The organism is Actinomyces qiguomingii (genome assembly GCF_004102025.1).
GTDB lineage: Bacteria > Actinomycetota > Actinomycetes > Actinomycetales > Actinomycetaceae > Actinomyces > Actinomyces qiguomingii.
The window spans coordinates 2,411,324-2,435,986 of sequence record NZ_CP025228.1; the positions used below are offsets into that span (position 1 = coordinate 2,411,324).

Genomic DNA, 24,663 nt, shown 5'->3' on the forward strand with positions numbered 1-24,663 from the left:
CGCCGACCCGTCACAACCGTACACGACACCATCGGCACTCCTGCCACCACCGCCGTCTCGTCCATTCGTCAATTCGTCAATTCCTTGTTCGAACCGTCCCCCGTGAGGCCGCATATGAAGCGAGGTCCTGTGAGCCAGCACCGTCCCTCCTCCGGATCGCCCGAGCCGATCGAGTCCCCGGACCGTCCCCCGGCTGCGGCCACCACCCGCGACCGAGAGATCGCCTCGGAGCAGAAGGTGGTTGATGTGGCCTATGGCGAACTGGACCGGCAGCTGGCGGCGGCGCGCCACTCGTTAGCGGCCACGCAGGCGCGCGGAGCCTCCGGCACGCACCAGTCGCGCGGCGAGCGGGACGCATACGCGGTTCACTACGCCGAGCTGATCTCCTCCTTGGAGGGGGTCGAGGATCGGCTGGTCTTCGGGCGCATGGACATGGCGCATCCGGCTCATGACGGTTCTGAGGCCGCCTTCGAGACGGCCGACGCGGTCACTGCGGCGGGCCGGCGCCACTACGTGGGACGTATCGGTTTGCATGACGCCCGCCGCCGCGAGGTGGTGCTCGACTGGCGTGCCCCACTGTCCCGGGCCTTCTACCAGGCCACCGCCTCCGACCCCATGGGTCTGTTACGACGCCGCCACATCGATACCCGCGCCCGACGCGTGATCGGCTTGGAGGACGAGTTGATCAACGTGCAGGCGGCGGGCGCCCCGGCAGCGGTCTCCTCTTCCGGGCCGGAGGCGGACGGCGGGCGTACGGCCATCGACGGGTTACAGGGCGAGGGCGCACTCATCGCGTCCATGTCGGCGGCGCGCGACGGCCGCATGGGAGATATCGTCGCCACCATCCAGGCCGAACAGGACCGGGTGGTGACCGGCGACGGCAGGGGCGTGCTGGTGGTGCAGGGCGGTCCCGGCACCGGCAAGACGGCAGTGGCCTTGCACCGCGTGGCCTACCTGTTCTACGCCGAACGCGAGCGCCTGGAGCGTTCCGGGGTGCTGCTGGTGGGCCCCTCACGTACCTTCCTGCGGTACGTCGAACAGGTTCTGCCCTCCCTGGGGGAGACGGGCGTGGTCTCGACGACGCTGGCGGACCTGGTGCCGGGCGTGCATGCGCGCGGCGGCGAGCCGGCCGAGGTGGCCGAGATCAAGTCCCGCTGGGTGTGGACGGACATTCTGCGCCGGGCGGTGCGCGAGTTGCAGCGCATCCCCACCGAGCCGCGGGACATCGTCGTCCAAGGAACGCGCCTGCAGTTGGAGCCGGACGACGTGCGCGAGGCTGCCTCCCGCGCCCGGCGCAGCGGCAAGCCGCACAACTTGGCGCGGGAGACCTTCGTGCTGTGGCTGTTGGAGCGCTTGACCGACCAGTTCGCCGCCGCCACCCACCAGGACGCCACCGACGCCGACACGCGCGCCTGGATCCGGGAAGACATTCGCACGGCCCGTGATGCCCGCCGGGAGATCAACCTTTGCTGGATGCCGACCACACCGGTTGGCCTGCTGGAGCGACTGTGGTCCCGACCGGAGCTGCTGGCCCGGCTCGCCCCCGAACTGCGGCCGTCCGAGCGTCGGCTGCTGATCCGGCCGGCGGGCAGTGAACTGACGGAGGCGGACGTGCCATTGATTGATGAGTTGGCGGAGCTGCTCGGTCCCAGTGAGGACGCCGAGGCTCGCCGCGCCCGTCTGGAAGCGCGGCGCCGTGACTCCCTGGTGGCCTACGCCGCGCAGGCCATCGAATCGCAGAGACTTGGCGATGGCATGGTCAGCGCGGAGATGCTGGCCGACCGCGTGCAGGACTCGAGACCATCGCTGACCCTGGCAGAGCGCGCCCGGGCCGACCGCAGTTGGACCTATGGACACGTCGTCGTCGACGAGGCGCAGGAACTGGGAGCCATGGCGTGGCGGGCGCTGGCGCGCCGCTGCCCCGTGCGCTCCTTCACCATCGTTGGGGATCTGGCCCAGTACTCGGGACCAAGCCGGCCGCCCTCGTGGCGGCATGTGCTCTCCGCCCTGGGTACGCGTCCCCGCGAGCGCCGCAAGGCCGGGCGCGCAGGCGGCGCCGAGCGACCCTCAACACCTCTGCGCGAGGAGGCGCTGACCGTCTGTTACCGCACGCCGGCAACCATTATGCGTGCCGCGGAGCGGGTGGCGGATGGGTTCGGGGCACCGGTCGCCTACCCGGTCGCCTCGGTGCGGGACCTACCCGACTGTCTGGGTGTCGATGACCTCTCCCACTCCCCCGCAGCGACTACCGGCGGACCGGACGACACCGCGGCTGACACCGCTTGGGCGCAAGCCCTGCGTCAGGCGCTGATCCAGGAGTCGAAGGCGCTGGATGCGGCGGTGGGCGCCGACGCCGGCCGCATTGCCGTGATCACCCCGCAAGTTCGGAGTACCGCAGCGATCCTCACCGAGGACCCGGCACTGGCGGAGGCCATGCGTGCGCAGGACGGCGATATTCTGCGCAGCCGTTTGGCGGTGATGGATCCGCACCTGTCCAAGGGTTTGGAGTTCGACGTGGTGGTGCTAGTGGATCCCGCAACCATCGGGGGGACCAGCCCCGGCGACCTGTATGTGGCAATGACCCGTCCGACCCGGCGTCTGCGGGTGATCTCCCGAGTTCCGTTACCCGTCGGACTTTAGGAGCTCTTCCGGCGTGAGAGGTAGTTACCGAATTCGGCTGCTATAACCATCGTTTGTGGGCGAGGGTCACAGTAGCCGGGTGGATGCCACCGCCGTGCGGGTGTGGATTTCCCGGAACCCGTGCCCGAAACCAAATCCTCCCAAAACGTTGCCTAGACGAGTTTCGTGATGTCGAGTAGAATTGGGGTGTTTAGGAGAAGGAGGCCGTCATGAGCGTCAACGTCACGATTACCCAGGTCGAGGAGGCGGAGGTTCAAGAGAGGATTGCGTTTGCTGATGCTGCGTTGGCCCTTGCTGGTCATGAGGTCACGGACCCGTTCGTGCGCGACCTGGTGATTCGTGTTGCTCGCGGTGAGATGACGGGCGATGAGGCGGTGGGGGTAGCGCGCCGCCACATCCAGGGCTGATAGCCCGTCGACCCGTGTTTCGTACCTGGGATGACTACTTCATTCCGGGTACGTCTGTGTTGCGGAACAAGTTCACCGCACCTGGTAAGCCGTATGGGGAGAATGATCCGGCTGTGCTGCGGTGCCTGGAGGAGGCTGCTACCCAGATCCGGCTGAGAACCCGGTTGTGGGGTGTTTCGACTACGCGCACATGAAGGCTATCCACCGTTACATTTTTCAGGATGTGTATGAGTGGGCGGGGCAGGAGCGGGTGGGGCCGGCGACGTTCATGGTCAAGATGGGTCCGGATGTTGTGAATTTCCCGGTGGGGGATCCTCAGGCTCCGCTGGTGCCCTACCGGTACTTCCCGGCGGGTCCTGAGCTGGGTCGGGCGGTCGAGGAGCAGTACCGGCGGATTGCAGGGTTGGACTGGCTGCGGGGGTTGGATCGCGAGCGGTTCGTTGTGGAGTTGGCGGAGGTTTGGGGGGAGCTGAATGTGGCGCACAGTTTCCGTGAGGGGAATACGCGCAGTCAGTTCGTGTTCTTCTCCCAGTTGGCTGAGCAGGCTGGTTGGAGGCTGGAGCCGTCCCGCTTTGCACCGGGTACGCCGGGGCGTGAGGAGTTCGTGGCGGCGCGCTTCTACAGCCAGGCAACGGGCCGCAATGACCGCTTGGCGCAGGTGCTGGCCCGTGAGGTTGTGCCTGCCCGTTCCCGTGGTGTGCCCGAGGGGCGGCGGGCGGCAACTAGGAAGCGTCTGGGGAAGCAGATCGAGCGTCGCTTGGCTGCGGGGCGTCAGCGTCCTGATGGTGGCGGGGATGCTCCGTATAGGGGTCGGGGGCGGTCGAGGCGAGCGTGGTCGGGTATGCGCGGGTGTCGACGGCGGATCAGAGCCCGGACGCGCAGGTCGATGCGTTACGGGCGGCGGGGTGTAAGCGGGTCTTCGTTGACCATGCGTCGGGGGCGAGGGCTTCGCGGCCTGAGCTTGACGCGGCTTTGGACTATCTGCGTGCCGGCGACACGTTCGTGGTGTGGAAGCTGGATCGGCTGGGCCGGTCCCTGCCCCACCTGATCGAGGTTGTGGAGTCGTTGGGGGATCGCAAGATCGACTTCCGTTCGTTGACGGAGGCGATTGATACGACGACACCGACGGGTAGGTTGCTGTTTCATGCTGTTTCATGTGGCGGGGGCGTTCGCTCAGTTTGAGCGTGATCTGGTGCGTGAGCGCACCATGACGGGGCTTGCGGCTGCTCGTGCGCGTGGTCGTGTTGGCGGTCGGCCGACCGTGATGACTCCTGAGCGGGTCCGTGAGGCGCGGCGTATACGTGAGGATGGGCAGACAATAGCGGCTATTGCCGGCGTGCTCGGTGTCGGACGGTCGAGTGTCAGCCGCGCCTTGGCCCGCGCCCAGAGCGGCACCTAAGGTACCCGTGACAGGCCGGGTGCAGTCGTGGCACGATGAGAGTCGTACTGACGAGCTGAAGAGGGTAGAGCGATGGGTCTTGCGTGGCTGCTGATCGCTGTGGTGATCGCCCTTTTCTTCGGTATCCTGATGATCGCGATAGGTGCCGCGGGCGTCTTGTCCAACGTCGCGGCATGGTTGTTCGCTGGTGTCGTTCGCGTTCTTAGCTGGCTAGTTGTCGGTCTTATCCGGCTGGCGGATTGGATCCGTGACTGTGTTTGGCTGCTGGTCGGCCGCATCCGCGACGCTCGGCTCTGACCGTCGCCGCGACGGGAGTGCGACGGCGCGCTCACGCTTGGTGAGGCCGAAGAGTTTGGTTGCTTCGGTGCGGGTGATGTCGCCGGCGTCGAGCAGGGCCTTGCCGGCTGCCGCGAGCTGACTGCTGGTGCGTCGAGTGTCGGCCAGACGCGTTGCATGTCCATGCCTGAGGCGAGCCTGTTGACTCGCTAGCGCTGGTCGAAGATTGTGGGCCTGTTCGTTTGGTGTGGGCGCCTGACCCATAAACGATCGAATTCGGTCATCGGGCTTGAGCGGCCGGCCAACCACCCTGGTGCGGCGGGCGGACCAGTGCGTGCGGATTCGGGCCGAGAATCAGCGTGCGCGTGCTTCCAATGTAAACCGGCATTTGGGCGGCTGAACTGCACCGGGTTTGATGGAGGCAGTGAATACACGGAAGGGATCACTGCCGGGAGTGCACAAAGGAAGTACCCCGAAGAGGGCTGCGGGAGCGGGCTACCAGGATGGCTGTGCAGGGGCCCGTAGGGACCCCGAGAGGTCTAAGGGGGCGAACCTGGAGGATCGCCGAGGAGCTGGGCGCCCCGCCCCGAGGCGCTGCGTACCTGGGTGATAGAGGGGCCGAGGTCGACGCGGGCGCCCGGCCAGGAACCACCACATCCGATGCTGAGCGGATCAGGCAGCTGGAGGCCGACAAGCCGCGAACTGAGGCGGGCGAACGCGATCTTGAGGAGCGCGTCGGCTTTTTTCGCGGCCGACACCAGGCCGCCCGTCCCGCTGATCTGTAAGTACATCGACTCCCACAAGGAGGGGTTCGGGGCCTGTGCCGATCTGCCAGGTGCTGACCAGCGCCGATGTCAAGATCGCCCCGAGCACCTACTACGCAGCCAAGACCCGTCCCCCATCAGCAAGGGCTGTGCGCGACCAGGCTCTAAAGGCTGAGATCGGGCGGGTTCATGAGGACAACTACTGCGCGGGTGGGGGCCCGCAAGATGCATGCGATGCTGAATCGGCCTGAGTCCTGTGAGCGGCATGGGCTGGGGCATGCGGCGCCTGCTGCACCGCGGGTGCGGTTGATGCGGGCCATGGGGTTGCACGGCCACCGGCCGCGCCAAATCACCGCGTACCACGCGCAGCGCTCCCAAGGGAGCAGTGCCCGGCGGACCTGGTCAAAAGACACTTCAGCGCGTTCAGGCCCAACGAGTTGTGGGCGTGTGGACATCACCTACGTGCGCACCCTGTCCGGCTGGGTGTATGTGGCTTTCATCACTGACGTGTACTCGCGTCGGATCGTCGGCTGGCAGACCTCCACGAGCTTGTACACCGACCTGGCCCTGGACGCCCTGAAGATGGGTATCTGGCAGCGCCAGCGGGAAGGAGCCGACCTGAAGGGCCTGATTCACCACTCCGACCGCGGGGTCCAGTACCGGGCAATCCGAGTGCGGGCAGGCCCCCTCCGACTGTGATGCTGTGGCCTCGGTGGGCACCCGAGGGCGACTTCCTTTCGGCTTCGCTCTGGCCGAGGCCCTCAACTCACTCTATAAGGCCGAGCTCATCCGTAACCGGCACTACCTCGACTCCCACGGCCCCCTGGCAGGGCATCGACGATGCCCGTGTTCGCTACCGCCCAGTGGGCGCAACTGGTCGGGCAACACCCGGCCTCACTCCGCCACAGGCATGCACGCTCCGATCGAGCACGAGCAGGCCTACACCCCACCAGACGACACCGACACCATCACCGAGCCCGAGCCCGAGCCCGAGGCAGAGGCAGAGGCCGAGGCAAAGGTCATGGACGTCGGTGAGCAGACCACCACCAACCAACCCCAGCCGGCAACCACCGGCGCCAGATAAAACACCCTCCACAAAACCCGGGGCTTGACAGGCTTTGCTCGGGCGGCTGTGGTGTGCAGACCCGGCCGCTACTCCCCCGGTTGCCGGACAAGCCGGTGTGGGCAGGGCGACGCAGGCCGGTTCGAGGACGCGGGCAAGCCCGCGACAACGTGCCCCAGCCCTCCACCCACCCACACCCTCAAATCCGAAGAGCCAGACGGTTCACCGGGGTTACGCGGAGGCTCGGCCCGGCGCGCCACGCAGGACCCGGATGGGCCGCCACGACGCAGCGAAGGTTACGCCATAAGCGACTCGGTCTTCGGGCTCCCACACACCTACGCGACCGTAGGTTACGGTTACGTAGGTAAGATGCCCGTCGGATGTAGGCGGAATTCGGGAAGGTGAACGATGACCAGCTTTGACCAGGCGACCGGAGAGCAGAAGCGTTCCGACGCCGTCTCGGCGGCTTTTCTGCGCCCTCACTACGCCCCCGGCGTGCCCAGCGTTATAGCACCCGTTACCGAGCCTCTGTCTTGCATGCTCGCCGACGCCACCCGCCGCTTTCCGGATCGTATCGCCCTTGACTTCATGGGGCGGGCCACCACCTACCGGGAGTTGAGCCAACAGGTGGCACGTGCTGCGGAGGCGCTGCACAGACTCGGCGTGGGCCGCGGTGACGTCGTCGGAGTGATCCTGCCGAACTGTCCCCAGCACGTCGTGATCGCCTATGCCGCCTGGCTGCTGGGCGCAATCGTGGCCGAGCACAACCCGCTGGCCCCTGCCGCGCAGATACGTGAGCAGATCCAGATGCACCACGGCGGAGTGATCATCGCCTGGGAAAAATCCCTGGCGCGCATGGTGCAGACCGCCGGCTCCCTGGAAGACGCCGGCATGTCACACGCGCGGGTCTTTTCGGTGGATCTATCACGAGGGCTGCCTTGGACCAGCCGCCTGGCGCTGAAACTACCGGTGGCCGCCGCCAGATCCCAACGCCGCGAGCTGCGCGCCGAGGTTCCCGCCGGAGTGAGCTCCTGGGACGACCTAGTGGCTGCCACCCCGCCGCTGCCCTCGGGCCACCCACTGCCGGGCGTGGGCGACGTGGCCGTGCTGCTGTACACCGGCGGCACCACCGGCACCCCCAAGGCGGTCCAGCTGACTCACGCCAACGCCCGCGCCAACGCGGAAATGAGCCTGGCGTGGGCCTCCCAGACTTGTGAGACCGGCCAGGAGACCTTCTACGCCGTCCTGCCCTTCTTCCACGCCTTCGGGCTGAGTCTGTCACTGCTATGCGCCGTGGGGCTGGCCGCCACCCAGGTGGTACTGCCCAAGTTCGGGGCCGATATGGTGCTGGCCGCCTGGAAGCGGCACCCGGCCACCTTCTTCCCGGGGGTGCCGGTCATGTTCGACCGGATCGTAACCCGGGCCCGCGCCACCGGCTCTGACCTGTCTAGCTGCAAGATCGCTGTGTGCGGAGCGGCACCCACGCCCAAGGCCGTGGCCGACGCCTGGGAGGAAGCCACCGGCGGCGTCATCATCGAAGGCTACGGCATGACCGAGACAGCTCCCATCATCCTGGGCAATCCGATCTCACCGGAGCGGCGCCCCGGAGCGCTTGGCGTGCCCTACCCGTCCACCGACGTGCGCCTGGTGGACCCCGACCATCCCGAGGTGGAGGTGGAGCCGGGGCAGATAGGTGAACTGGTGGTGCGCGGCCCGCAGGTGTTCATCGGTTATTGGAACAACCCGGAAGAGACGGACGCCGTCATGCTGCCGGGAGGCTGGCTGCGCACAGGGGATCTGGTACGCCAGGAGGAGGACGGCTTCTATGTGATGGCCGACCGCCGCAAGGAGCTGATCATCTCCGGCGGCTTCAACATCTACCCCAGCGAGGTGGAGGCGGCGGTGCGCTCCATGCCGCAGGTGGAGGAGGTCGCCGTCGTCGGTCTGCCGGCGGAGGCCGGCAACGAATCCGTGGTGGCCGCGATTCTGCCCAAGGAAGGGCAGACAGTCACCTTGGAGCAGGTGCGCGCTTGGGCGGAGAAGACCCTGTCGCACTATGCGCTGCCCCGGCAGGTCGCCATCCTTACGGAGATGCCGCGCTCGCAGATCGGCAAGGTGCTGCGCCGGGTAGTGCGCGAGGAACTGTTGGCAGCCCGGGAGGCAGCCGTTGGCGCGGCGGCGACGGCGGCCGCCGCCTCCCAGTCGGCCGCCACCGCCCTGGTGGAGCGTCTGGGCGAAGTGGGCCGCGGCGAGCCTGGGCAGGCCGCCGATGCCGGAGAGCAGGTCCGGTGAGCGGCGCCCAGGACGCCGAACACTACCGGCGGCCGCACTACCAGCCGAATATCCCCGCCGTCATTGATGTCCCGGAAGGGCCCCTGGGAGAACTGCTGTGCACCGCAGCCGAGTTTTACGCCGACCGGGTGGCACTGGACTTCATGGGGGCTACCCTGACCTACCGGGAGCTGCTCGAGGCCTCCGAGCGCGCCGCGGGCCTACTGCGCCAAGCAGGTGTGAAGGCCGGTGACCGGGTTGCCCTGCTCTTGCCGAACTGTCCCCAGCACGTGGTGGCGATCTACGGGGCGCTACGCCTGGGGGCGATCGTCGCCGAGCACAATCCGCTCGCCCCCGCCCAGGAGATCCGCGCTCAGCTGGCCCACCACGGCGCGCGGGTGGTGATCGCCTGGGAGAAGGGCGTCGAACTGGTGCTGGATCCGGCGTCGACGGCGGCCGGCGGCACGGATACGGAAGCCGACCCGCTGGGCGGTCGCACGGTGTTCAGTGTGGATCTGTCCGCCGCCATGCCCGCCCGGCTACGCGCCGCCCTGCGCCTACCCGTGGCCAGGGCGCGTCGTACCCGCGCCTCCATGCGGGCCGACTCGTTGCCGGCGGGGGTGCGCTCCTGGGACCGGGAGGTGGCCCGTGCGCCGCGACTGGAGGCCTCATGGCAGCACCCGGGCGGGGATGACGTGGCCGTGCTGCTGCACACGGGCGGCACCACCGGCATGCCCAAGGCCGCGATGCTCACGCATAAGAACCTGCGCGCTAACGCCAACCAGGCGATCGCCTGGGTGCCGATGCTGCACGAGGGCGGGGAGACCTTCCTGGCGCTGCTGCCCTTCTTCCACGCCTTCGGCTTGACCTTCAATGTGTTCTGCGCGGTGCAGAAGGCCGCCACCCAGGTGGTGCTGCCGCAGTTCTCCGTCAGCCAGGTGCTGGAGGCCCACCAGCGCCGCCCCTTCACGTTCTTCGTGGGGGTGCCGGTGATGTTCGAGCGGATCCTGCGGGGCGCCCAGAAGAAGGGTGTATCCCTGAAGACCCTGCGCTACGGCGTGTGCGGGGCGGCCCCGATGCCGCCAGCCGTGGGCGCGGAGTGGGAGGCCGCCACCGGCGGATACTTCGTGGAGGGCTACGGGATGACTGAGACCAGCCCGATCGTCTCAGGCACGCCCATGGGACCCAGCCGCCGTCTGGGGGCGCTGGGCCTGCCCTTCGCTTCGACAGATATCCGAGTCGTTGACCCGGACACGCCGGACCCCGAGCGGGAGGTTCCCGACGGCGAGCCCGGCGAACTGCTGGTGCGCGGACCGCAGGTCTTTGCCGGCTACTGGGGCGATCCGGAGTCTACGGCGGCCGCCATGCTACCGGGCGGCTGGCTGCGCACCGGGGACATGGTGCGCCGGGAGGACTCCTTCCTGTGGATGGCCGATCGGCGGCGCGAGCTGATCCTCACCGGCGGTTTCAACGTCTACCCCTCCCAGGTGGAGGCGGCGATCCTGAACATGGAGGGTGTGGCGGACGTTGCCGTCGTCGGGCTGCCGGGCGGGGCGGGCGGGGATCTGGTGTGTGCTGCGATCGTGCTGGAGCCCGGCACACCGGCCGAAGCGGTCACCTTGGACGCGGTACGCGCACACGCCGAGCAGACGCTCCCCCACTACGCCCTGCCGCGCCACCTGGAGATCATCGAGGAGATGCCCCGCTCCCCGATCGGCAAAATCCTGCGCCGCGTGGTGCGCGAGCAGATCATCGGACGCGCTGACGCCACGGGTCACAAGGCGGCACAGCCGCATCATCGATGAACCTCATTGATCCCAGGCGAGCGGTCTAAAAGCATTTACTCCAATAAATGACAGCGAAACCGAAATCATCACCAATGTGGCATACACGCCAAGCACGACCAGTAATATAGATGAGGTCATCCAAAACCAATTGCCGCTAACCCACAGCTTATAGATGCAATAGGGCGCCAACCAGAGGACAGCCAGAAATCCGATCAAATACATCAAGGGAATCAATCCCCATAGCAGGACGTTATACCGCTCGCTCCTAAAACCTACATTATTGACCCTCCGCTCCGCATACCACCCTATCTCCTTCCTTTTATCTGCAAGCTGCGCAGCGGATACCAGATGACCTTCGATAATACTGATCGATTCATTTCTGGCTTTGGTAACTGCAAGCAACTGCGTCAAAAACAACACAATCCCTATTACGGAAAATCCTAACAGTGCATATACAAGCGAAGGCACTGCGCCAGTATATACGCTTCCTATGACACCCGTCGCGGCAACAAGCGCCACAATGACGCCCAGGACCTCGAACACAACCTTCTGATTGTCACGTTCGGCACTTCTCTGGGCCTCATAAAGAACCCCCAGTGCGGACACCTGCTCTGCACTATATTCCACTTATACCCCCAAAGACTTCCCTAACTACTCTCCCCTATGTCGCCGGCATTATATATTTCGCATAAGTTCACCTCTCCACCTCTCGATTTACTGTGAACTCAAGCTCATTACATGCGGCATCTATCACAGCAGCCCGGCGGCCTCGAGACTGTCGCGCAGGGCGGCGACCTCGGCGGCGGTGGCGCGCACCAGGGGTAGGCGCACAGTGGCACTGGGGATGCGGCCCTGCAGAGCCAGCGCCTCCTTGGCCATCACCGCACCCTGACCGCCGCCCATAATGGACCGCACCACCGGGCGCATGCGCTGGGCCACCGCGCGGGCGCCCGGCAGGTCGCCGGCGTCGACCTCGCGGATCATCTCCCGCCAGGAGTGGGCGTCGGCGTGGGCGACCACGGACACTACGCCGCTGGCACCGTGAGTGAGCCACGCGAAGTTCAGCCCGTCGTCGCCGGAGTAGTACTCCAGGCCGGTGGCCTCCATACGCTCGAAGCCCTGCTCGACATCGCCGGTGGCGTCCTTAACCGCCAGTACCCGCTCATGCTCGGCCAGCCGGGCGAGGGTGTCGTCAGTGATCCTCACGCCGGTGCGGCCGGGGATGTCATAGACCATGACCGGCAGGTCGGTGGCCTCAACCACCGCCATAATATGCCGATAGACGCCCTCCTGGCTGGGCCGGTTGTAGTAGGGGGCGTTGATGAGCAGCCCCTGCGCGCCGGCCTCCTGGGAGCCGACCCCGATGCGCACCGCATGGGCAGTGTCATTAGAGCCGGCGCCGGCCACCAGCATGGCCCGCCCGGCCAGCGCGTCCTTCACCTCCCGCAGCAGGGTCTGTTTCTCTGGCAGGTGGGTGGTCGGAGCCTCCCCGGTAGTACCGGCCAGCAGGATCATGTCGGCACCATCGTCGACCAGAGAGACAGCCAGCTTTTGGGCAGTCTCGACGTCGATCTCTCCCTCCGGTGTGAAGGGGGTGACCATGGCTACGCCTACGGAACCAAAGGAGCGGCTGGGCAGAGTGCTCATAGTGAGCAGACTAACGTCATTACCCCGCGCATGTGGCGAGCGATCACAGGGTGGGCGCGCACCTGCGGGCGGCAGCCGACTGACGGCAGCTGAACCAAGGCGAGTCACCCACGGCGAGACCGCGGGGACGCATAGGCTCGGGCGCATGAACGACTTCCGCCGCCCCGGCGACGACGCCTCCGGCACGCCTCCTGCCCCCCAGACACCCACACCCGGGAACTTCGTGCGCGAGGCCGCGGGCACAGATCTGGAGGATATCGGGCGGGTGCATGCCGCGGCCATGCTGGCCTCACTGCGCGCTGCCCACCTCGCCGCTCATGAAGCGCCGCTGCCCGCTGGCGTGGAGGCGATGGTGGCGGCGCCGGTGATCGCTGCCGGCTGGGAGCAGGCAGTGCTGAGCCCGCCATCACCAGCGCACCACGTGCTCGTGGCGATCGGCGACGGCGGCGAAGTTGCGGGCCTGATCGGCCTTGCTCCCTCACCCGGCGACGCGGATACCGAACCGGGCCCCACCGAGCAAGGCATGGAGATCACCGCCCTCGGCGTTGCCCCGGAGCGGCAGCGCCGCGGGCACGGCTCCCGGCTGCTGGCGGCCGCCACGGAGCAGGCGCGCGTCCAAGGGGCAGGCGTGCTGCTGGTGTGGGCGGTCCGTGGGGACGAGTCACTGGCAGGGTTCCTACAGCAGGCGGGCTTGCGGCGCACAGGCTCCTTCCGTGAGCTGCCCGTCGGTCAAGGCATCATCGAAGACTGCTGGGCGGCCGTGTTGTAACCGCGTCGGACGACCGGGCCAACCGGGGCCCGCGTCGTCGTTCGCGCACGCCCCGGATCGGCGCGCGGCCGCCCAGGTAGCCCTGGGCGTCGTCAGAGGTCCAGCAGCTGGTCCAGTCCGATGGTCAGGCCCTCGCGTGCGCCCACCTCGCGCACGGCGAGCACCACGCCCGGCATGAAGCTGGCGCGGTCGAAGGAGTCGGTGCGGATGGTCAACTGCTCACCGGGGTTGCCGAGCACGACCTCCTCGTGGGCGGTGAGACCACGCAGGCGCACGGCGTGCACGTGCACGCCGTCGACCACGGCGCCGCGCGCGCCGTCCGGGTCGGTCTCGGTGGCGTCTGGAACCGGCCCTAGCCCCGCCTCCGCACGGGCAGCGGCAATGCCGCGGGCCGTGGCGATGGCGGTGCCGGAGGGGGCGTCCACCTTGTTCGGGTGGTGCAGTTCGATCACCTCGGCGGACTCGAAGTAGCGGGCGGCCTTGGCGGCAAAACTCATGGCCAGCACCGCGGACAGGGCGAAGTTCGGAGCGATGATGACGCTGCGACCGCCCGCCTCCGGCCGGGCCAGGTGCCCGCGCACGCGCTCGTAGGACTCATCCGTCCAACCGGTGGTACCCACCACCACGTCCACGCCGGCATCGATCAGGGCGTGGACGTTGTCCTCGGTGACGGCCGGGTGGGTGAAGTCAACTGCCACATCGGCACCTGCCAGGGTGGCGGGAGTAAGTTCGTCGCCCTGGTCCAGGCGGGCGACGAGCTGGAGGCCGTCGGCGTCCTGGACGGCCTGGCAGACGGTGGACCCCATGCGCCCTGCGGCGCCAACAACGGCAACAGCAATGCTCATGCGGGAATCCTAGCCAGGGATGTCCAGAGCCGGGACAATCCAGCCCTCTAACTAATATTTGTGCACTGCCTCACATCGAAGGAGGCGTCCGCGTCGCACCTCGGCGATGACTCATCAAGCAACACGTTCCAAAACCTGGTGAGAAAGGTCCGGGAGTTCGCACGCAGCGAGAGCGTCGTTTCGTCACTGTCTGTCGTCGCCGTCGCTACCGTGTGTGCGGCTCTGGTCCACCTGAACTGGGCCCCCCGGAGACTCCAACAGAAGCAGCCGCAAGGGTGAGCCCCGGCCGTCAACGCGTCCTCACCGTCGCGGCGATCGTAATTGCGACGACGCCGCCCGCCGCTCCTCGCCTCAGGCACCCGGTCCAACTACTACGCGGCAACGCTCCTGGGCGGCGAGCTGCGTCGCCAGGGCGCGCACGTCGTCGGCCGTAACCGCGTCCAGGCGGCGCAGGTTCTCCTCCATGGAGCGCAGGCGACCGGTGACGACCTCGGCACGGCCCAGCCGCCCCATGCGGGCCAGGGAGTCCTCTCCCCCGAGCACCATGGAGCCGCGGATCTGCCCGCGGGCGCGCTCCAGCTCGCGCTCGGTGACGCCGTCGGCCGCCAAAGACTCGAATTCGCCGGCCATGACCGCCAGCACCTCCTCGACGTCACCGGGGGCGCAGCCGGCGTATAGGCCAAAGGCACCGGCGCCGGCGTAGGGGGTGTCGAAGGCGTAGGTTGAGTAGGCCAGGCCGCGCTTCTCTCGGATCTCCTGGAACAGGCGTGAGGACATGCCGCCGCCGAGGATGGTGGTGAGCACGCTCATGGTCCAGCGGCGCTCATCCAGCGCCGGAATGCCCTGGCAGGCGAGGAAGACATGAGACTGCTCAACCTCCCGGATCACGGTGACGTCATGGACCGTCAGCTCGGCTAAGGGTTCGGTCTCAAAGCGACGCGGGCGCGGGGCCACGGCGCCGGTGGTGTCCCAGCCGGCTGCAGCCAGGTCGGCGGCGACCCGCGCGCAGATCTCCTCGTGGTCTACCGCACCGGCAGCCGCTACCACGAGGGCGTCGGAGGCGTAGGTGCGTTGGTAGTGCTCCCAGACGGCGTCGCGGGGCACCGCCGATACGGTCTCGTAGGTGCCACCGATGGGGCGTCCCAGCGGAGTGTCGTCACCGAAGGTGGCACGGGCAAAGGCCTCCTGGGCGATCTCGGCAGGGTCATCTGCGGCGTCGGCGAGCTCGGAGACGATCACGCCGCGTTCGGTCTCCACCTCGTCCGGGTCCAGGCGGGAAGAGGTGACCATGTCGGCAAGCACGTCCAGGGCGCTCAGGTCGTCGGGGCCCAGCACACGGGCGTAGTAGGAGGTGTGTTCCTTAGATGTCGCGGCATTAGACTCGCCACCGATCATGTCGAAGGCCTCGGCGATGTCATGGGCGCTGCGCGAGGCGGTGCCCTTGAACAGCAGATGCTCCAGGAAGTGGGTTGAGCCCTCCTGGCCGACGCGCTCATCGCGGCTGCCGACGCCGAACCACATGCCCAGTGAGGCCGAACGCAGTGCCGGCACATGCTCAGTGATCACCCGCACCCCTCCGGGCAGGATCGAGCGGCGGATGGCGGCGCCGTCGTCAACGAGGCTGAGTTCGGTGCCGGGGGCGGCCGCGGGTGCGCGGTCGAGGGAGACTTCGGCGAAGCTGGTTTCGGTGCCGGTCGGGGCGGAAGTGGTCACCGCACGAGCCTAGATGATTGCTTCAGGCAGTGCGGCACGGGTCCAGGGCGGCGAGGCGAGTGTCGGGCCGGGACGAGCAGTCCGCCGCCACGTCGACCGAACTCGGCAGTCATATCGACCGAACTCGGCAGTCATATCGACCGAACTCGGCGGGAGGGGACAGAGGAGACAGAGAAGGGCCGGGGTCCGGTTGATCGTTACGATCGCGCGGAGCCCGGCCCTCTCAAAGTTCACCGGTTTACCGGGTCAGTCACTCCTGATCGGAGGACTCCACCGTGCGCATGCGACGGCGGCGCGGACGGCGCTCCCGGCGCTCGCTCTCATCGTCGATCCGTTCACGCCGGCGGCGGGGCCTACGGTCACCATCGCCGCGGATCTCATCGCGGTGGGCGCGGTTCTCGGCCTCGGCGGCCAACTGCTCCTCGGTGAGAACCGCGTGCAGACTGAGCTTGCCGCGCTGGTCAATCTCCGCCAGCTCGACCTCGACCTTATCTCCCACGCCCAGCACATCCTCGACGTTCTCCACGCGCTTGCCGCCGACGAGCCGCCGGATCTGGGATACGTGCAGCAAACCGTCCTTGCCGGGGGTCAGCGAAACAAAGGCGCCGAAAGTGGTGGTCTTGACGACGGTGCCGACGAAGCGTTCCCCGATCTCCGGCATCTGCGGGTTGGCGATGGCGTTCACGGCCTCGCGGGCGGCCTCCGCAGAGGGGCCGTCGGAGGCGCCAATGTAAATGGTGCCGTCGTCCTCGACCGTCAGCTCGGCGCCGGTGTCCTCCTGGATCTGGTTAATCATCTTGCCCTTGGGGCCGATGACCTCACCGATCTTGTCCACCGGGATGTGTACGGTCAGCACGCGCGGGGCGGTGGGAGCCATCTCATCGGGGGTGTCGATCGCCTGGGCGAGCACGTCCAGAATGAACAGGCGGGCATCGCGGGCCTGGCCAAGAGCACCGGCCAGGACGTCGGAGGGCAGGCCGTCCAACTTGGTGTCCAGCTGGAGCGCGGTAATGAAGTCACGGGTTCCGGCAACCTTGAAGTCCATGTCGCCGAAGGCGTCCTCACTGCCGAGGATGTCGGTAAGCGTAGCCCACTTGGTTTCGCCGTCGATCTCCTCATGCATCAGTCCCATGGCGATGCCGGCCACCGGGGCACGCAGCGGCACTCCGGCATTAAGCAGTGACAGGGTGGAGGCACACACCGAGCCCATGGAGGTCGACCCGTTCGAGCCGAGAGCCTCGGAGACCTGACGAATGGCGTAGGGGAAGTCATCGCGGCTGGGCAGCACCGGCACCAGAGCACGCTCAGCCAGGGCTCCATGGCCGATTTCACGACGCTTAGGGGCACCCACCCGACCGGTCTCACCAGTGGAGAAGGGCGGGAAGACGTACTGGTGCATGTAGCGCTTGTGCTTGAGCGGCGAGAGGTCGTCGATCTGCTGCTCCATGCGCAACATGTTCAGGGTGGTCACGCCCATGATCTGAGTCTCGCCGCGCTCGAAGATGGCCGAGCCGTGCACCCGGGGCAGCACCTCGACCTCGGCGGCCAGGGTGCGGATGTCCTTCAGACCACGGCCGTCCATTCGCACCCCCTCGGTCAAGGTGCGGTGACGCACGAGCTTCTTGGTAACGGAGCGGAAAGCGGCCTTGAGGGCCTTGACGTCCTCCTCCTCCGGGTAGGCCTCGGCCAGGTCGGCAAGTACCGCGTCACGCACGGCGTCGGTGGCCTCGTCGCGAGCCTGCTTGCCCTCGGTGGCGATGGCGGCAGCCAGGTCATGGGCCTGCGCGGCCTTCTCTACGGCGTCGTACTGCTCGTCGGTGTAGTCCAGGTACAGCGGGAAGTCAGCGGTGGGCTTGGAGGCGTGCTTAGCCACCTCCAGCTGCGCCTCGCACAGAGCCTTGATATGCGGCTTGGCAGCCTCCAGGGCATCGGCCACCACGGCCTCGGTGGGTGCGGTGGCTCCGGCGGCGATCAGATCCCAGGCGTTGTCGGTGGCCCCGGCCTCAACCATCATGATGGCGACGTCGCCGTCCTCCAGTACGCGCCCGGCGACCACCATGTTGAAGGTGGCGCGATCGAGCTCGGAGTAACGGGGGAAGGCCACCCAGTGCCCGTCGATGAGAGCCAGACGGGTGCCGGCGACAGGGCCTGCGAAGGGCAGGCCCGCGATCTGGGTGGACATGGAGGCCGCGTTGATGGCCAGAACGTCATAGGCCTCATCGGGGTGAATGGACAGCACGGTCTCGATCACCTGCACCTCGTTGCGCAGGCCCTTGACGAAGGAGGGGCGCAACGGGCGATCGATCAGCCGGCAAGCGAGGATGGCAGAGGTGCCGGCCCGGCCCTCACGGCGGAAGAACGAGCCAGGGATACGGCCGGCGGCGTACTGGCGCTCCTCCACGTCGACGGTGAGCGGGAAGAAGTCGAACTGGTCCTTGGGGTGCTTGCCCACGGTGGTGGCAGACAGCACGACCGTCTCAGCGTCCAGGTAGGCCATGGCACTACCAGCGGCCTGCTTGGCCAGGCGCCCGGTCTCGAAGCGGACCACGCGCTTGCCGAAGGGGCCATTGTCGATCACGGCCTCGGCGGCCGTGACCTCGGGGTCGTCAAGGAACATATGTGACGTGTCTCTTTCTGTGTTGATCGTTCGGCCGGCCGTGGCCTTCGATCGAGGCCCACGGAACTGCGCGTACGCTTGTCCGGAGGCCACCACCGAAAACCGACGGGCCATGCCGTCCGGCCGCCGGGTCCATCCCGGTCGCCGGGTCCGCTCCCCCAGGGCTGGCACCGGGCCGGCGACGCAGTTGCGGCGCCTTCCAGTTCCGGCGGCGGGGGCTCCTCCCGGGAGCCAAATCCGGGACGCATATTCGGAGGAACACCTGCCAGCGCCTGGAGAACACCTAGCCTCAGCCCTTAGATTCGAAGACGGACGGCTAGATCCTACCGTTTCGACAGCTTCGGCGGGGACGGCGGAGCCACCTTGCAACGTGAAATAGGACGCGCCGGCCAGCTCGGGACCTTCGGGCCTACCACTTGCAGAGATCCACATGCAATCGTTTCAACTACGGGATGAGGTCATGGCGGACCCGCCCGTTCGCACGACGCCGACCACAACCCAAGGGAGCGCATCCATGACCTACCGCATGATCTTCAACCAGACCGGTTACTTCGGACGCGGCGCCATCGCCAACATCCCCACCGAGATCACCGCCCGCGGCCTGAGCAAGGCCTTTATCGTCACCGATCCGGTCCTGGCCGAGAACGGCACCGCCACGCGCATCACCGACCTGCTGGACGGGGCCGGCATCGCCTGGGAAATCTTCTCCGACGTCGTACCCAACCCGCCGGCGGAAAAGGTACAGGCCGGCCTGGCCGCCTTCCGCAACTCCGGCGCCGACGTCCTGATTGGGCTGGGTGGCGGCAGCCCGCAGGACACCTGCAAGGCGATCTCGGTGATCGCCACCAACCCCGAGTTCGAGGACGTGCTCAGCCTAGAGGGGGCCTCCCCCACGAAGAACCCGGGCACCCCCATCATCGGCGTACCCACCACGGCGGGCACGGCCTCGGAGACCACGATCAACTACGTCATCACCGACACCGCCAGCCAGCGCAAGTTCGTGTGCGTGGATCCGCACGACATTCCGGTGATCGCCGTGGTGGACCCCGACCTCATGGACGGCATGCCCCGGAGCCTGAAGGTTGCCACCGGCCTGGACGCGCTCACCCACGCCATTGAGGGCTACATCACGCCCGGCGCCTGGGAGCTGTCCGACGCCCTGTGCCTGCGTTCGATCCAGATGATCGCCAAGAACCTGCGCAAGGCCGCCGAGGGCGACGCCGACGCGGTGGAGCAGATGGGCCTGGCCGCCTACATCAACGGCATGGCCTACTCCAACGTGGGCCTGGGGCTCGTGCACGGCATGGCGCACCCGCTGGGCGGGCGCTACAACGCGCCGCACGGGGTGGCCAACGGCATCCTGCTCGCCCCCGTCATGGCGTTCAACGCCGAGTACACCGGGGAGAAGTACCGCGACATCGCCGAGGCCTTCGGGGTGGCGGACGCCCAGACGATGCCGCTGGACCAGGCACGTCAGGCCGCCGTCGACGCCATCGCCCAGCTGACCCGCGACCTGGGCAACCCCACCCGCATCAGCGAGGTGGGGGTGGATGAGTCCGGTATAGCCGCATTGACCGAGGACGCCTTCGCCGACGTGTGCACCCCCGGCAATCCGCGGCCGGCCACCCGGGAGGACATCGAGGCGCTGTACCGCTCGCTGCTGTAAGACTCCGCGCACCCTCGACTCGGTGCGAATCGGCCGAGTCGGTCGGGATTGGTTTGGACCGCCCCAGCCCGCGGCTGGGGCGGTCCAAACATGTCTGGCGAGGAAATTGGGACGCCGCTCATCAGCATTCCCGCGGTCTCACTGACGCGGCAGCCGGCGTCACGGACGCCCTCGGCCGACGCTGGAGAACCCGCGCCAATCCGCCGGACGATCTCAGCCTGAAGGTCACCGGCATCTATCAGGACATCACCAACAACGGCCTGACCGCCAAAGCACTCATCGACGACGCCGCACCCGCGCTGTGGCGAACCATCTACGCCGATATCGACGACTCATATGCGATCTCAGCCGTAGTGGCCGACCTGCGTGCCGCGTTACCAGAAGTGCAGGTGATGGGAATGAACGAATACGCCTCACACCTCTTTGGGGCTACCGCCACACAGGTCCGAATTGTCGCGGCCATGGCCTGCACCATCGCGGCTCTTCCGGTTTGAGGGTGTAGTGGGTGGGTGTGGGACCGGCCGGCTGCTGGCCACGTACTTGGACCGCGTTACTGCGGTTGGACCGCGTATCTGCGGTTGGACCGTCTGAGAGTGCGTTTCAGGTGGTCCAACGGCAGCCAGGCCCGGCCTGGTAGCGGGCCGGGCTGGACGGTGGGCCCGGTTGGGCCGCGGGCCAGGTTCATCACTAAAGGCGTCCCAGCCGATCGGACAAGGGGGCCGGGACGGCGACCAGAAGGCCCTGGCCTGCTCACCGCATCAGGGCGAAAGGCCGGCGCCTGGGAGCCAAAGTGTCCAAAATCGGCACAAACACCCCGCCCCTCCCAGCACACACCCTCAGACTCGTTGGAACCATGCGGATCTGGTGAGCGGCGTCGGGCGGGGGAACATCGTTCGTGCCGAATCTGGACACTTCCCCCGGGCCCACCGACCCCACCAACCGAACTCGATCGTCATATCGACCGAACTCGATGGTTATTTCGACCGAACTCGGCGAACACACCACAAACCGGAAGAACCACCATCGCCCTGGCTCTCGTCCTCCTCGTCACCACTGTGTTCGTGGTTATGGTCCTGGCCCGGAAGGAATCCCAAGTGGACATTCTGCGGGCACTGGGCTCCACACGAAACGCCTTTGCGGGGCAGTACTTCACGCGCCTCGGTCTTCTGGCCGTGTCCGCCCTAGCGGAGACTCCGTCCTGCTGCGGGATACCGACCTGACTATGCTCGATGAGAGGGCACTGGCGGAGGTCTCCGGCGGTCAGCTCCAGCGGGCCGGTGTCTGCAGGGCTCTCATTAACGAGGCGGCGGTGCTCTTCGCCGACGAACCCACCGGAGCACTCAACTGCGCGACCGCCGCCCGTATCCTCGACGTGCTCGGGGAGATTCATGCGCAGGGCACCACCATTGTCATGGTCACCCACGACGCCAAGGTGGCCTCACGCGCCGACCGCGTGCTTGTACTCGTGGACGGAGGCGTCGAGGAGGACCTGCAACTCGGTCATTACCGCGAAGACCAGTCGGCGGAGCGTTTGGCCCGGGTATCCGCGGCGCTCAACCGTCAGTCGGTGTAACGCACCACCCGACCATGCACGCCGGCCCCGTCACCTTCACGGTGGCGGGGCCGGTATCGCCTGTTGGCCGATCTCAGCGGCGGATGCCGAGGCGGGCGATGAGGGAGCGGTAGCGCTCAATGTCCTCACGCTCGAGGTAGTCCAGCAGGCGGCGACGCTTACCGATCAGCAGGTACAGGCCGCGGCGGGAGTGGTGGTCGTGCGCGTGGGACTTGAAGTGCTCGGTCAGGTTGGAGATCCGCTCGGACAGGATGGCGACCTGGACCTCCGGGGAGCCGGTGTCGCCCTCGTGGGTGGCGTACTCGGCAATTAGCTCCTGCTTGCGTTCGGGGGAAATCGACACGATGGCTCCTGTTTCTCGTTGCGCGGAGCGCCGGGGCTGGTTCTCCCGGGCTTGACACGTCCGCGGCCGATCGACGGCCGAGCCACCATATCAGCCGCGGAACGCCGGACTCTCCCCCGCATTCGGTGGCATCCGGCACACATAACGGCCCCACCCGACAACCCCACCTGCTAGCATCCTGTTACTTCCATCACTTCCACTTGCTTCAGGAGTCCCCTGTGTCCTCACCAGATCCGTTGTTGAAGTCCTCCGTACGCGGCCGCGTGCTCACCTTGATCTCCTGCGTGTCCATGGCCGCACTCGTCTTGACCGCATCCGTCTCCGGATGCAGTGCCGACTCCTCCTCATCCGGACCCGCCGGATCTGAGGTGTCCACCGATGTGGCCGATGCCACGGCACCTGCGTGCAGCCGCGAGATGTCAGGAACGCAGACCGTTGATGTGGCCTTCGCTGGCCAAACCTATCCGGTCCGGATACACGTACCCGAGGGCGCCGACCCCGCCGTGCGGCTCCCCCTAGTGCTGGATCTGCACGGCTCCAATTCGAACGGCGTGTCCCAGGCGAAGATCAGTGGCCTGGATGCGGTGGCCGACGCCGCGGAAGAGGGCTTCATCGTCGCCGAGCCGACCGCAGCGATAGCCCTGGAGGCCGACGATCCGCTGCCTGACGGCAACTGGGCGTGGAACGTGCCCGGGGTACCCACCACCGCCGGTGAGTACCCGCCGGACGACGCCCGCGATGACATAGCCTTCCTGGCCACCGTCATCGATTCCCTTTCCGAGCAGGCATGTGTGGATACCGGCCGCGTCTACGCAACGGGATACTCCGGGGGCGGCCGCATGGCCAGCGCCCTGGCCTGCGAGCGCCCCGATCTGATCGCCGCCATCGCACCCGTGGCCGGACTGCGTGCCGGCAGGGCCGCCGACGATGCGGCCACGATCGATCCTTCGACCTGCACCCCGGCGCAGCCGGTATCCGTGCTGACGTTCCACGGCACCGACGACGTGGTCAATCCCTATGACGGCAACGACGACGCCCGCTGGGGGTACGGCGTGAAGGCGGCCGTGAGCACCTGGGCGCAGCTGGACGGCTGCACCGCCGAACCGGCCACCGAGCAGGTGAGCGATCATGTATCCGTGACCCGCTACGACTCCTGTGAGGGTGGCGCCGCGGTGGAGCTGTACACGGTGGACGCCGGCGGCCACACCTGGCCGGGAACGAGCGTGGACCTGTCCGCCCTGGGCACGATCACCCAGGAGATCAACGCCTCGCAGCTGATGTGGGAGTTCTTCGCCGCGCATCCTGGGCAGTGACGAACGCGCGCCGCTGAGACGAGCGTCGTGCTCGGCGGCGCCGGGCCAGAGTTTAGGCCCGGCGCTGCCGGCGCCGTTCAGTGCCGCATTCAATACCACCCGGTATCAGGATCGGTGTCAGGTGTACTCGGGCGTCGCCTCGTTCACGGACTCCCCACGCGTGGCTATCAGGCGCCCGTACCAGTATGAGGAGTCCTTACGGACCCGCCGCAGATCCTTCAGGTCGAACTCGTCGCGGTTGACGAAGATGAATCCGTAGCGCTTGCGGAAGCCCTGGTGGGTTGAGACCAGATCAATGGCCGACCAGGGGCAGTATCCGAGTATCTCCACGCCGTCGGCCAGTGCCAGCCGCATCTGCTCGATGTGTTGGCGCAGGTAGTCGATGCGGTAGTCGTCGTGGACACGACCGTCGTCGGCTAACTGGTCGAACGCGCCCAGGCCGTTCTCGGTGACCAGCAGCGGCAGATGGTAGCGGTCCCACAGTGCCCGGAAGGTGGTGCGGAAACCGATGGGGTCGATCTCCCAGCCGAAGGCGTTGCGGGGCAGGTTGGGATTGTCAACGCCCTTATACAGGCCGATCTCTCCACGGGTCATCTGCTGATCGCCCGGACGGGTGGACTCATCGGAAGCGTCCCCCGTGGGGGCGGCCACCGTAGCGGTGGTGTAGTAGTTGAAGGCGAGAAAGTCGGGCCTGGCCGCGGCCAGGGTCTCCATGTCTCCCTCCTGTATCTTCGGCTCCCAACCCTTCTCCACCAGGTACGCCCACACGGTCGAGTGGTAGCGCCCCCTGACCGCCAGGTCAGTGTAGAGCCAGTTACGGATGGCGTTGAGGTCATCGGCGGCCAATACATCCGCCGGGTCGCACGACTGGGGATACACGTAGGCGATATTGGGGGCCGGCCCGATCTTCGCTTCCGGCAGCATCTCGTGGCACAGGATCATGACGCGGGCCTGCGCCAGGAACATGCCGTGATTCTGCTGGTACAGGTCGCGCTGGGCGGCGTCGCCGTCCAGCAGCGTGGTGCCGAGCATCTTGCCGTGCAGAATCATCATGTTCTGCTCGTTGATGGTTAGCCAGTAGCGCACCTTCGTGCCGTACTCGTTGAAGAGAACACGGGCGAATTCGACGAAGCCGTCGACGGTTCGTCGGTTCGCCCAGCCGCCTACCTCTTGGAGCGCCTGCGGCAGGTCAAAGTGGTACATGGTGACGATCGGTTCGATGCCGGCGGCGCGCAGGGCGTCGATGAGGCGGTGGTAGAAGGCGACTCCAGCCGGATTCACCTTTCCGTCGCCGTCGGGAATGATGCGGGTCCATGCGATGGAGAAGCGGTAGGCCCGCAATCCCATCTGCTTCATCAGCGCCACGTCCTCCTCCACATGGTGGTAGTGGTCCGCGGTCACCTTGAAGTCGGTGGTGCCCTCGGGATGTGTAATGACGTCCTGCACGGACGGCCCCTTACCATCCTCATCCCAGGCACCCTCCACCTGGTAGGCAGAGGTTGAGGCCCCCCACAGGAACGTCTCGGGGAAGGACGGCGGCTGTCGGTATTGCATTCGTACTCCTTGGCTG

24 protein-coding genes and 1 pseudogene are annotated in these 24,663 nt (G+C 67.0%); 17 read left to right on the plus strand and 8 right to left on the minus strand.

All coding sequences use genetic code 11. The annotated features are described in order from the left end of the window. Positions 1 to 114 precede the first annotated feature (114 nt). The 11 genes and pseudogenes from CWT10_RS10005 to CWT10_RS10040 all read left to right on the plus strand — a co-directional run bounded on the left by CWT10_RS10005 (position 115) and on the right by CWT10_RS10040 (position 10,625). Positions 115 to 2,640 (plus strand): HelD family protein, encoded by a 2,526-nt coding sequence (locus tag CWT10_RS10005; protein ID WP_103064047.1) that lies wholly within the window; start codon positions 115 to 117, stop codon positions 2,638 to 2,640. Positions 2,641 to 2,849: 209 nt separating this feature from the next. Then, a complete protein-coding gene (locus tag CWT10_RS10010; RefSeq protein WP_103064048.1) occupies positions 2,850 to 3,047 on the plus strand; it encodes a hypothetical protein in 198 nt (65 codons plus the stop codon). Positions 3,048 to 3,237: 190 nt separating this feature from the next. Continuing rightward, positions 3,238 to 3,522: pseudogene (locus CWT10_RS17990) on the plus strand (Fic/DOC family protein); the annotation flags it as partial. Positions 3,523 to 3,896: 374 nt separating this feature from the next. Continuing rightward, on the plus strand, positions 3,897 to 4,229 hold the full coding sequence (locus tag CWT10_RS17670; RefSeq protein ID WP_269843809.1) for a recombinase family protein: 333 nt from the start codon (positions 3,897 to 3,899) through the stop codon (positions 4,227 to 4,229). Beyond that, positions 4,192 to 4,446: a recombinase family protein gene (locus CWT10_RS17675; protein WP_269843806.1), complete on the plus strand. Its 255-nt coding sequence runs from the start codon at positions 4,192 to 4,194 to the stop codon at positions 4,444 to 4,446. The genes CWT10_RS17670 and CWT10_RS17675 overlap by 38 nt, the downstream gene beginning before the upstream one ends. 72 nt (positions 4,447 to 4,518) lie before the next feature. Beyond that, positions 4,519 to 4,743: a hypothetical protein gene (locus CWT10_RS10025; RefSeq protein ID WP_103064049.1), complete on the plus strand. Its 225-nt coding sequence runs from the start codon at positions 4,519 to 4,521 to the stop codon at positions 4,741 to 4,743. A 799-nt stretch (positions 4,744 to 5,542) separates the two neighbouring features. Continuing rightward, complete coding sequence (locus tag CWT10_RS16785) at positions 5,543 to 5,737, plus strand: hypothetical protein (RefSeq protein WP_168190765.1); 195 nt, start codon at positions 5,543 to 5,545, stop codon at positions 5,735 to 5,737. 196 nt (positions 5,738 to 5,933) lie between these two features. After that, entirely contained in the window at positions 5,934 to 6,185 is a 252-nt protein-coding gene (locus CWT10_RS16790) for a DDE-type integrase/transposase/recombinase (protein WP_158247703.1), read from the plus strand. Between the two features lie 211 nt (positions 6,186 to 6,396). Further along, a complete protein-coding gene (locus tag CWT10_RS16795; protein WP_158247702.1) occupies positions 6,397 to 6,570 on the plus strand; it encodes a hypothetical protein in 174 nt (57 codons plus the stop codon). A 387-nt stretch (positions 6,571 to 6,957) separates the two neighbouring features. Further along, the gene (locus tag CWT10_RS10035) at positions 6,958 to 8,841 is read left to right on the plus strand and encodes an AMP-binding protein (RefSeq protein ID WP_103064215.1); all 1,884 of its coding nucleotides are present in this window, start codon (positions 6,958 to 6,960) and stop codon (positions 8,839 to 8,841) included. Further along, complete coding sequence (locus CWT10_RS10040) at positions 8,838 to 10,625, plus strand: AMP-binding protein (RefSeq protein WP_103064214.1); 1,788 nt, start codon at positions 8,838 to 8,840, stop codon at positions 10,623 to 10,625. Before CWT10_RS10035 ends, CWT10_RS10040 begins: the two co-directional genes overlap by 4 nt. A gap of 3 nt (positions 10,626 to 10,628) precedes the next feature. Here CWT10_RS10040 and CWT10_RS10045 read toward each other — a convergent pair whose 3' ends face one another. Together CWT10_RS10045 and dapA are read right to left on the minus strand one after the other, a co-directional pair. Continuing rightward, entirely contained in the window at positions 10,629 to 11,234 is a 606-nt protein-coding gene (locus CWT10_RS10045; protein ID WP_128683395.1) for a hypothetical protein, read from the minus strand. A 123-nt stretch (positions 11,235 to 11,357) separates the two neighbouring features. Beyond that, positions 11,358 to 12,254: a 4-hydroxy-tetrahydrodipicolinate synthase gene (gene dapA, locus CWT10_RS10050; protein WP_103064213.1), complete on the minus strand. Its 897-nt coding sequence runs from the start codon at positions 12,252 to 12,254 to the stop codon at positions 11,358 to 11,360. 145 nt (positions 12,255 to 12,399) lie between these two features. Here dapA and CWT10_RS10055 point away from each other — a divergent pair, with 145 nt between their 5' ends. Then, positions 12,400 to 13,023 (plus strand): GNAT family N-acetyltransferase, encoded by a 624-nt coding sequence (locus tag CWT10_RS10055; RefSeq protein ID WP_103064212.1) that lies wholly within the window; start codon positions 12,400 to 12,402, stop codon positions 13,021 to 13,023. Positions 13,024 to 13,115: 92 nt separating this feature from the next. Here CWT10_RS10055 and dapB read toward each other — a convergent pair whose 3' ends face one another. The 3 genes from dapB to CWT10_RS10070 all read right to left on the minus strand — a co-directional run bounded on the left by dapB (position 13,116) and on the right by CWT10_RS10070 (position 18,198). Continuing rightward, positions 13,116 to 13,868 carry a 4-hydroxy-tetrahydrodipicolinate reductase gene (gene dapB, locus CWT10_RS10060; protein WP_128683397.1) on the minus strand — a complete coding sequence of 251 codons (753 nt, stop codon included), beginning with the start codon at positions 13,866 to 13,868 and terminating at the stop codon, positions 13,116 to 13,118. Between the two features lie 351 nt (positions 13,869 to 14,219). Then, positions 14,220 to 15,581: a M16 family metallopeptidase gene (locus CWT10_RS10065; RefSeq protein WP_103064211.1), complete on the minus strand. Its 1,362-nt coding sequence runs from the start codon at positions 15,579 to 15,581 to the stop codon at positions 14,220 to 14,222. A 250-nt stretch (positions 15,582 to 15,831) separates the two neighbouring features. Continuing rightward, on the minus strand, positions 15,832 to 18,198 hold the full coding sequence (locus CWT10_RS10070; RefSeq protein WP_103064210.1) for a polyribonucleotide nucleotidyltransferase: 2,367 nt from the start codon (positions 18,196 to 18,198) through the stop codon (positions 15,832 to 15,834). A 514-nt stretch (positions 18,199 to 18,712) separates the two neighbouring features. Between CWT10_RS10070 and fucO the strand changes: the two genes are divergently transcribed. From fucO to CWT10_RS17785, 4 genes are all read left to right on the plus strand, one after another. Beyond that, entirely contained in the window at positions 18,713 to 19,864 is a 1,152-nt protein-coding gene (gene fucO / locus CWT10_RS10075) for a lactaldehyde reductase (protein WP_103064209.1), read from the plus strand. Between the two features lie 53 nt (positions 19,865 to 19,917). After that, a complete protein-coding gene (locus tag CWT10_RS10080; RefSeq protein ID WP_103064208.1) occupies positions 19,918 to 20,358 on the plus strand; it encodes a hypothetical protein in 441 nt (146 codons plus the stop codon). Positions 20,359 to 20,958: 600 nt separating this feature from the next. Then, on the plus strand, positions 20,959 to 21,084 hold the full coding sequence (locus CWT10_RS17780; RefSeq protein ID WP_332881200.1) for a hypothetical protein: 126 nt from the start codon (positions 20,959 to 20,961) through the stop codon (positions 21,082 to 21,084). Positions 21,085 to 21,086: 2 nt separating this feature from the next. Continuing rightward, positions 21,087 to 21,437 carry an ATP-binding cassette domain-containing protein gene (locus CWT10_RS17785; RefSeq protein ID WP_332881199.1) on the plus strand — a complete coding sequence of 117 codons (351 nt, stop codon included), beginning with the start codon at positions 21,087 to 21,089 and terminating at the stop codon, positions 21,435 to 21,437. A gap of 73 nt (positions 21,438 to 21,510) precedes the next feature. On the opposite strand, the gene rpsO is transcribed toward CWT10_RS17785, so the two are convergent. Then, a complete protein-coding gene (gene rpsO / locus CWT10_RS10090) occupies positions 21,511 to 21,780 on the minus strand; it encodes a 30S ribosomal protein S15 (RefSeq protein ID WP_103064206.1) in 270 nt (89 codons plus the stop codon). Between the two features lie 205 nt (positions 21,781 to 21,985). Next, on the minus strand, positions 21,986 to 22,174 hold the full coding sequence (locus tag CWT10_RS17425; RefSeq protein ID WP_233188375.1) for a hypothetical protein: 189 nt from the start codon (positions 22,172 to 22,174) through the stop codon (positions 21,986 to 21,988). Between the two features lie 22 nt (positions 22,175 to 22,196). Here CWT10_RS17425 and CWT10_RS10095 point away from each other — a divergent pair, with 22 nt between their 5' ends. Then, entirely contained in the window at positions 22,197 to 23,093 is an 897-nt protein-coding gene (locus CWT10_RS10095; RefSeq protein ID WP_233188374.1) for an extracellular catalytic domain type 1 short-chain-length polyhydroxyalkanoate depolymerase, read from the plus strand. Between the two features lie 117 nt (positions 23,094 to 23,210). Here CWT10_RS10095 and CWT10_RS10100 read toward each other — a convergent pair whose 3' ends face one another. Beyond that, complete coding sequence (locus tag CWT10_RS10100; RefSeq protein ID WP_103064205.1) at positions 23,211 to 24,647, minus strand: glycoside hydrolase family 1 protein; 1,437 nt, start codon at positions 24,645 to 24,647, stop codon at positions 23,211 to 23,213. Between the last annotated feature and the right edge of the window lie 16 nt (positions 24,648 to 24,663).

Excerpts from the sequence above, each read along its gene's own strand:
- CWT10_RS10005 (WP_103064047.1), top strand. The coding sequence starts at position 115 with ATGAAGCGAGGTCCTGTGAGCCAGCACCGTCCCTCCTCCGGATCGCCC.
- CWT10_RS10010 (WP_103064048.1), top strand. The coding sequence starts at position 2,850 with ATGAGCGTCAACGTCACGATTACCCAGGTCGAGGAGGCGGAGGTTCAA.
- CWT10_RS17675 (WP_269843806.1), top strand. The coding sequence starts at position 4,192 with ATGCTGTTTCATGTGGCGGGGGCGTTCGCTCAGTTTGAGCGTGATCTG.
- CWT10_RS10025 (WP_103064049.1), top strand. The coding sequence starts at position 4,519 with ATGGGTCTTGCGTGGCTGCTGATCGCTGTGGTGATCGCCCTTTTCTTC.
- CWT10_RS16795 (WP_158247702.1), top strand. The coding sequence starts at position 6,397 with ATGCACGCTCCGATCGAGCACGAGCAGGCCTACACCCCACCAGACGAC.
- CWT10_RS10035 (WP_103064215.1), top strand. The coding sequence starts at position 6,958 with ATGACCAGCTTTGACCAGGCGACCGGAGAGCAGAAGCGTTCCGACGCC.
- dapA (WP_103064213.1), bottom strand. The coding sequence starts at position 12,254 with ATGAGCACTCTGCCCAGCCGCTCCTTTGGTTCCGTAGGCGTAGCCATG.
- CWT10_RS10055 (WP_103064212.1), top strand. The coding sequence starts at position 12,400 with ATGAACGACTTCCGCCGCCCCGGCGACGACGCCTCCGGCACGCCTCCT.
- dapB (WP_128683397.1), bottom strand. The coding sequence starts at position 13,868 with ATGAGCATTGCTGTTGCCGTTGTTGGCGCCGCAGGGCGCATGGGGTCC.
- CWT10_RS10070 (WP_103064210.1), bottom strand. The coding sequence starts at position 18,198 with ATGTTCCTTGACGACCCCGAGGTCACGGCCGCCGAGGCCGTGATCGAC.
- fucO (WP_103064209.1), top strand. The coding sequence starts at position 18,713 with ATGACCTACCGCATGATCTTCAACCAGACCGGTTACTTCGGACGCGGC.
- CWT10_RS17785 (WP_332881199.1), top strand. The coding sequence starts at position 21,087 with ATGCTCGATGAGAGGGCACTGGCGGAGGTCTCCGGCGGTCAGCTCCAG.
- CWT10_RS10095 (WP_233188374.1), top strand. The coding sequence starts at position 22,197 with ATGTCAGGAACGCAGACCGTTGATGTGGCCTTCGCTGGCCAAACCTAT.
- CWT10_RS10100 (WP_103064205.1), bottom strand. The coding sequence starts at position 24,647 with ATGCAATACCGACAGCCGCCGTCCTTCCCCGAGACGTTCCTGTGGGGG.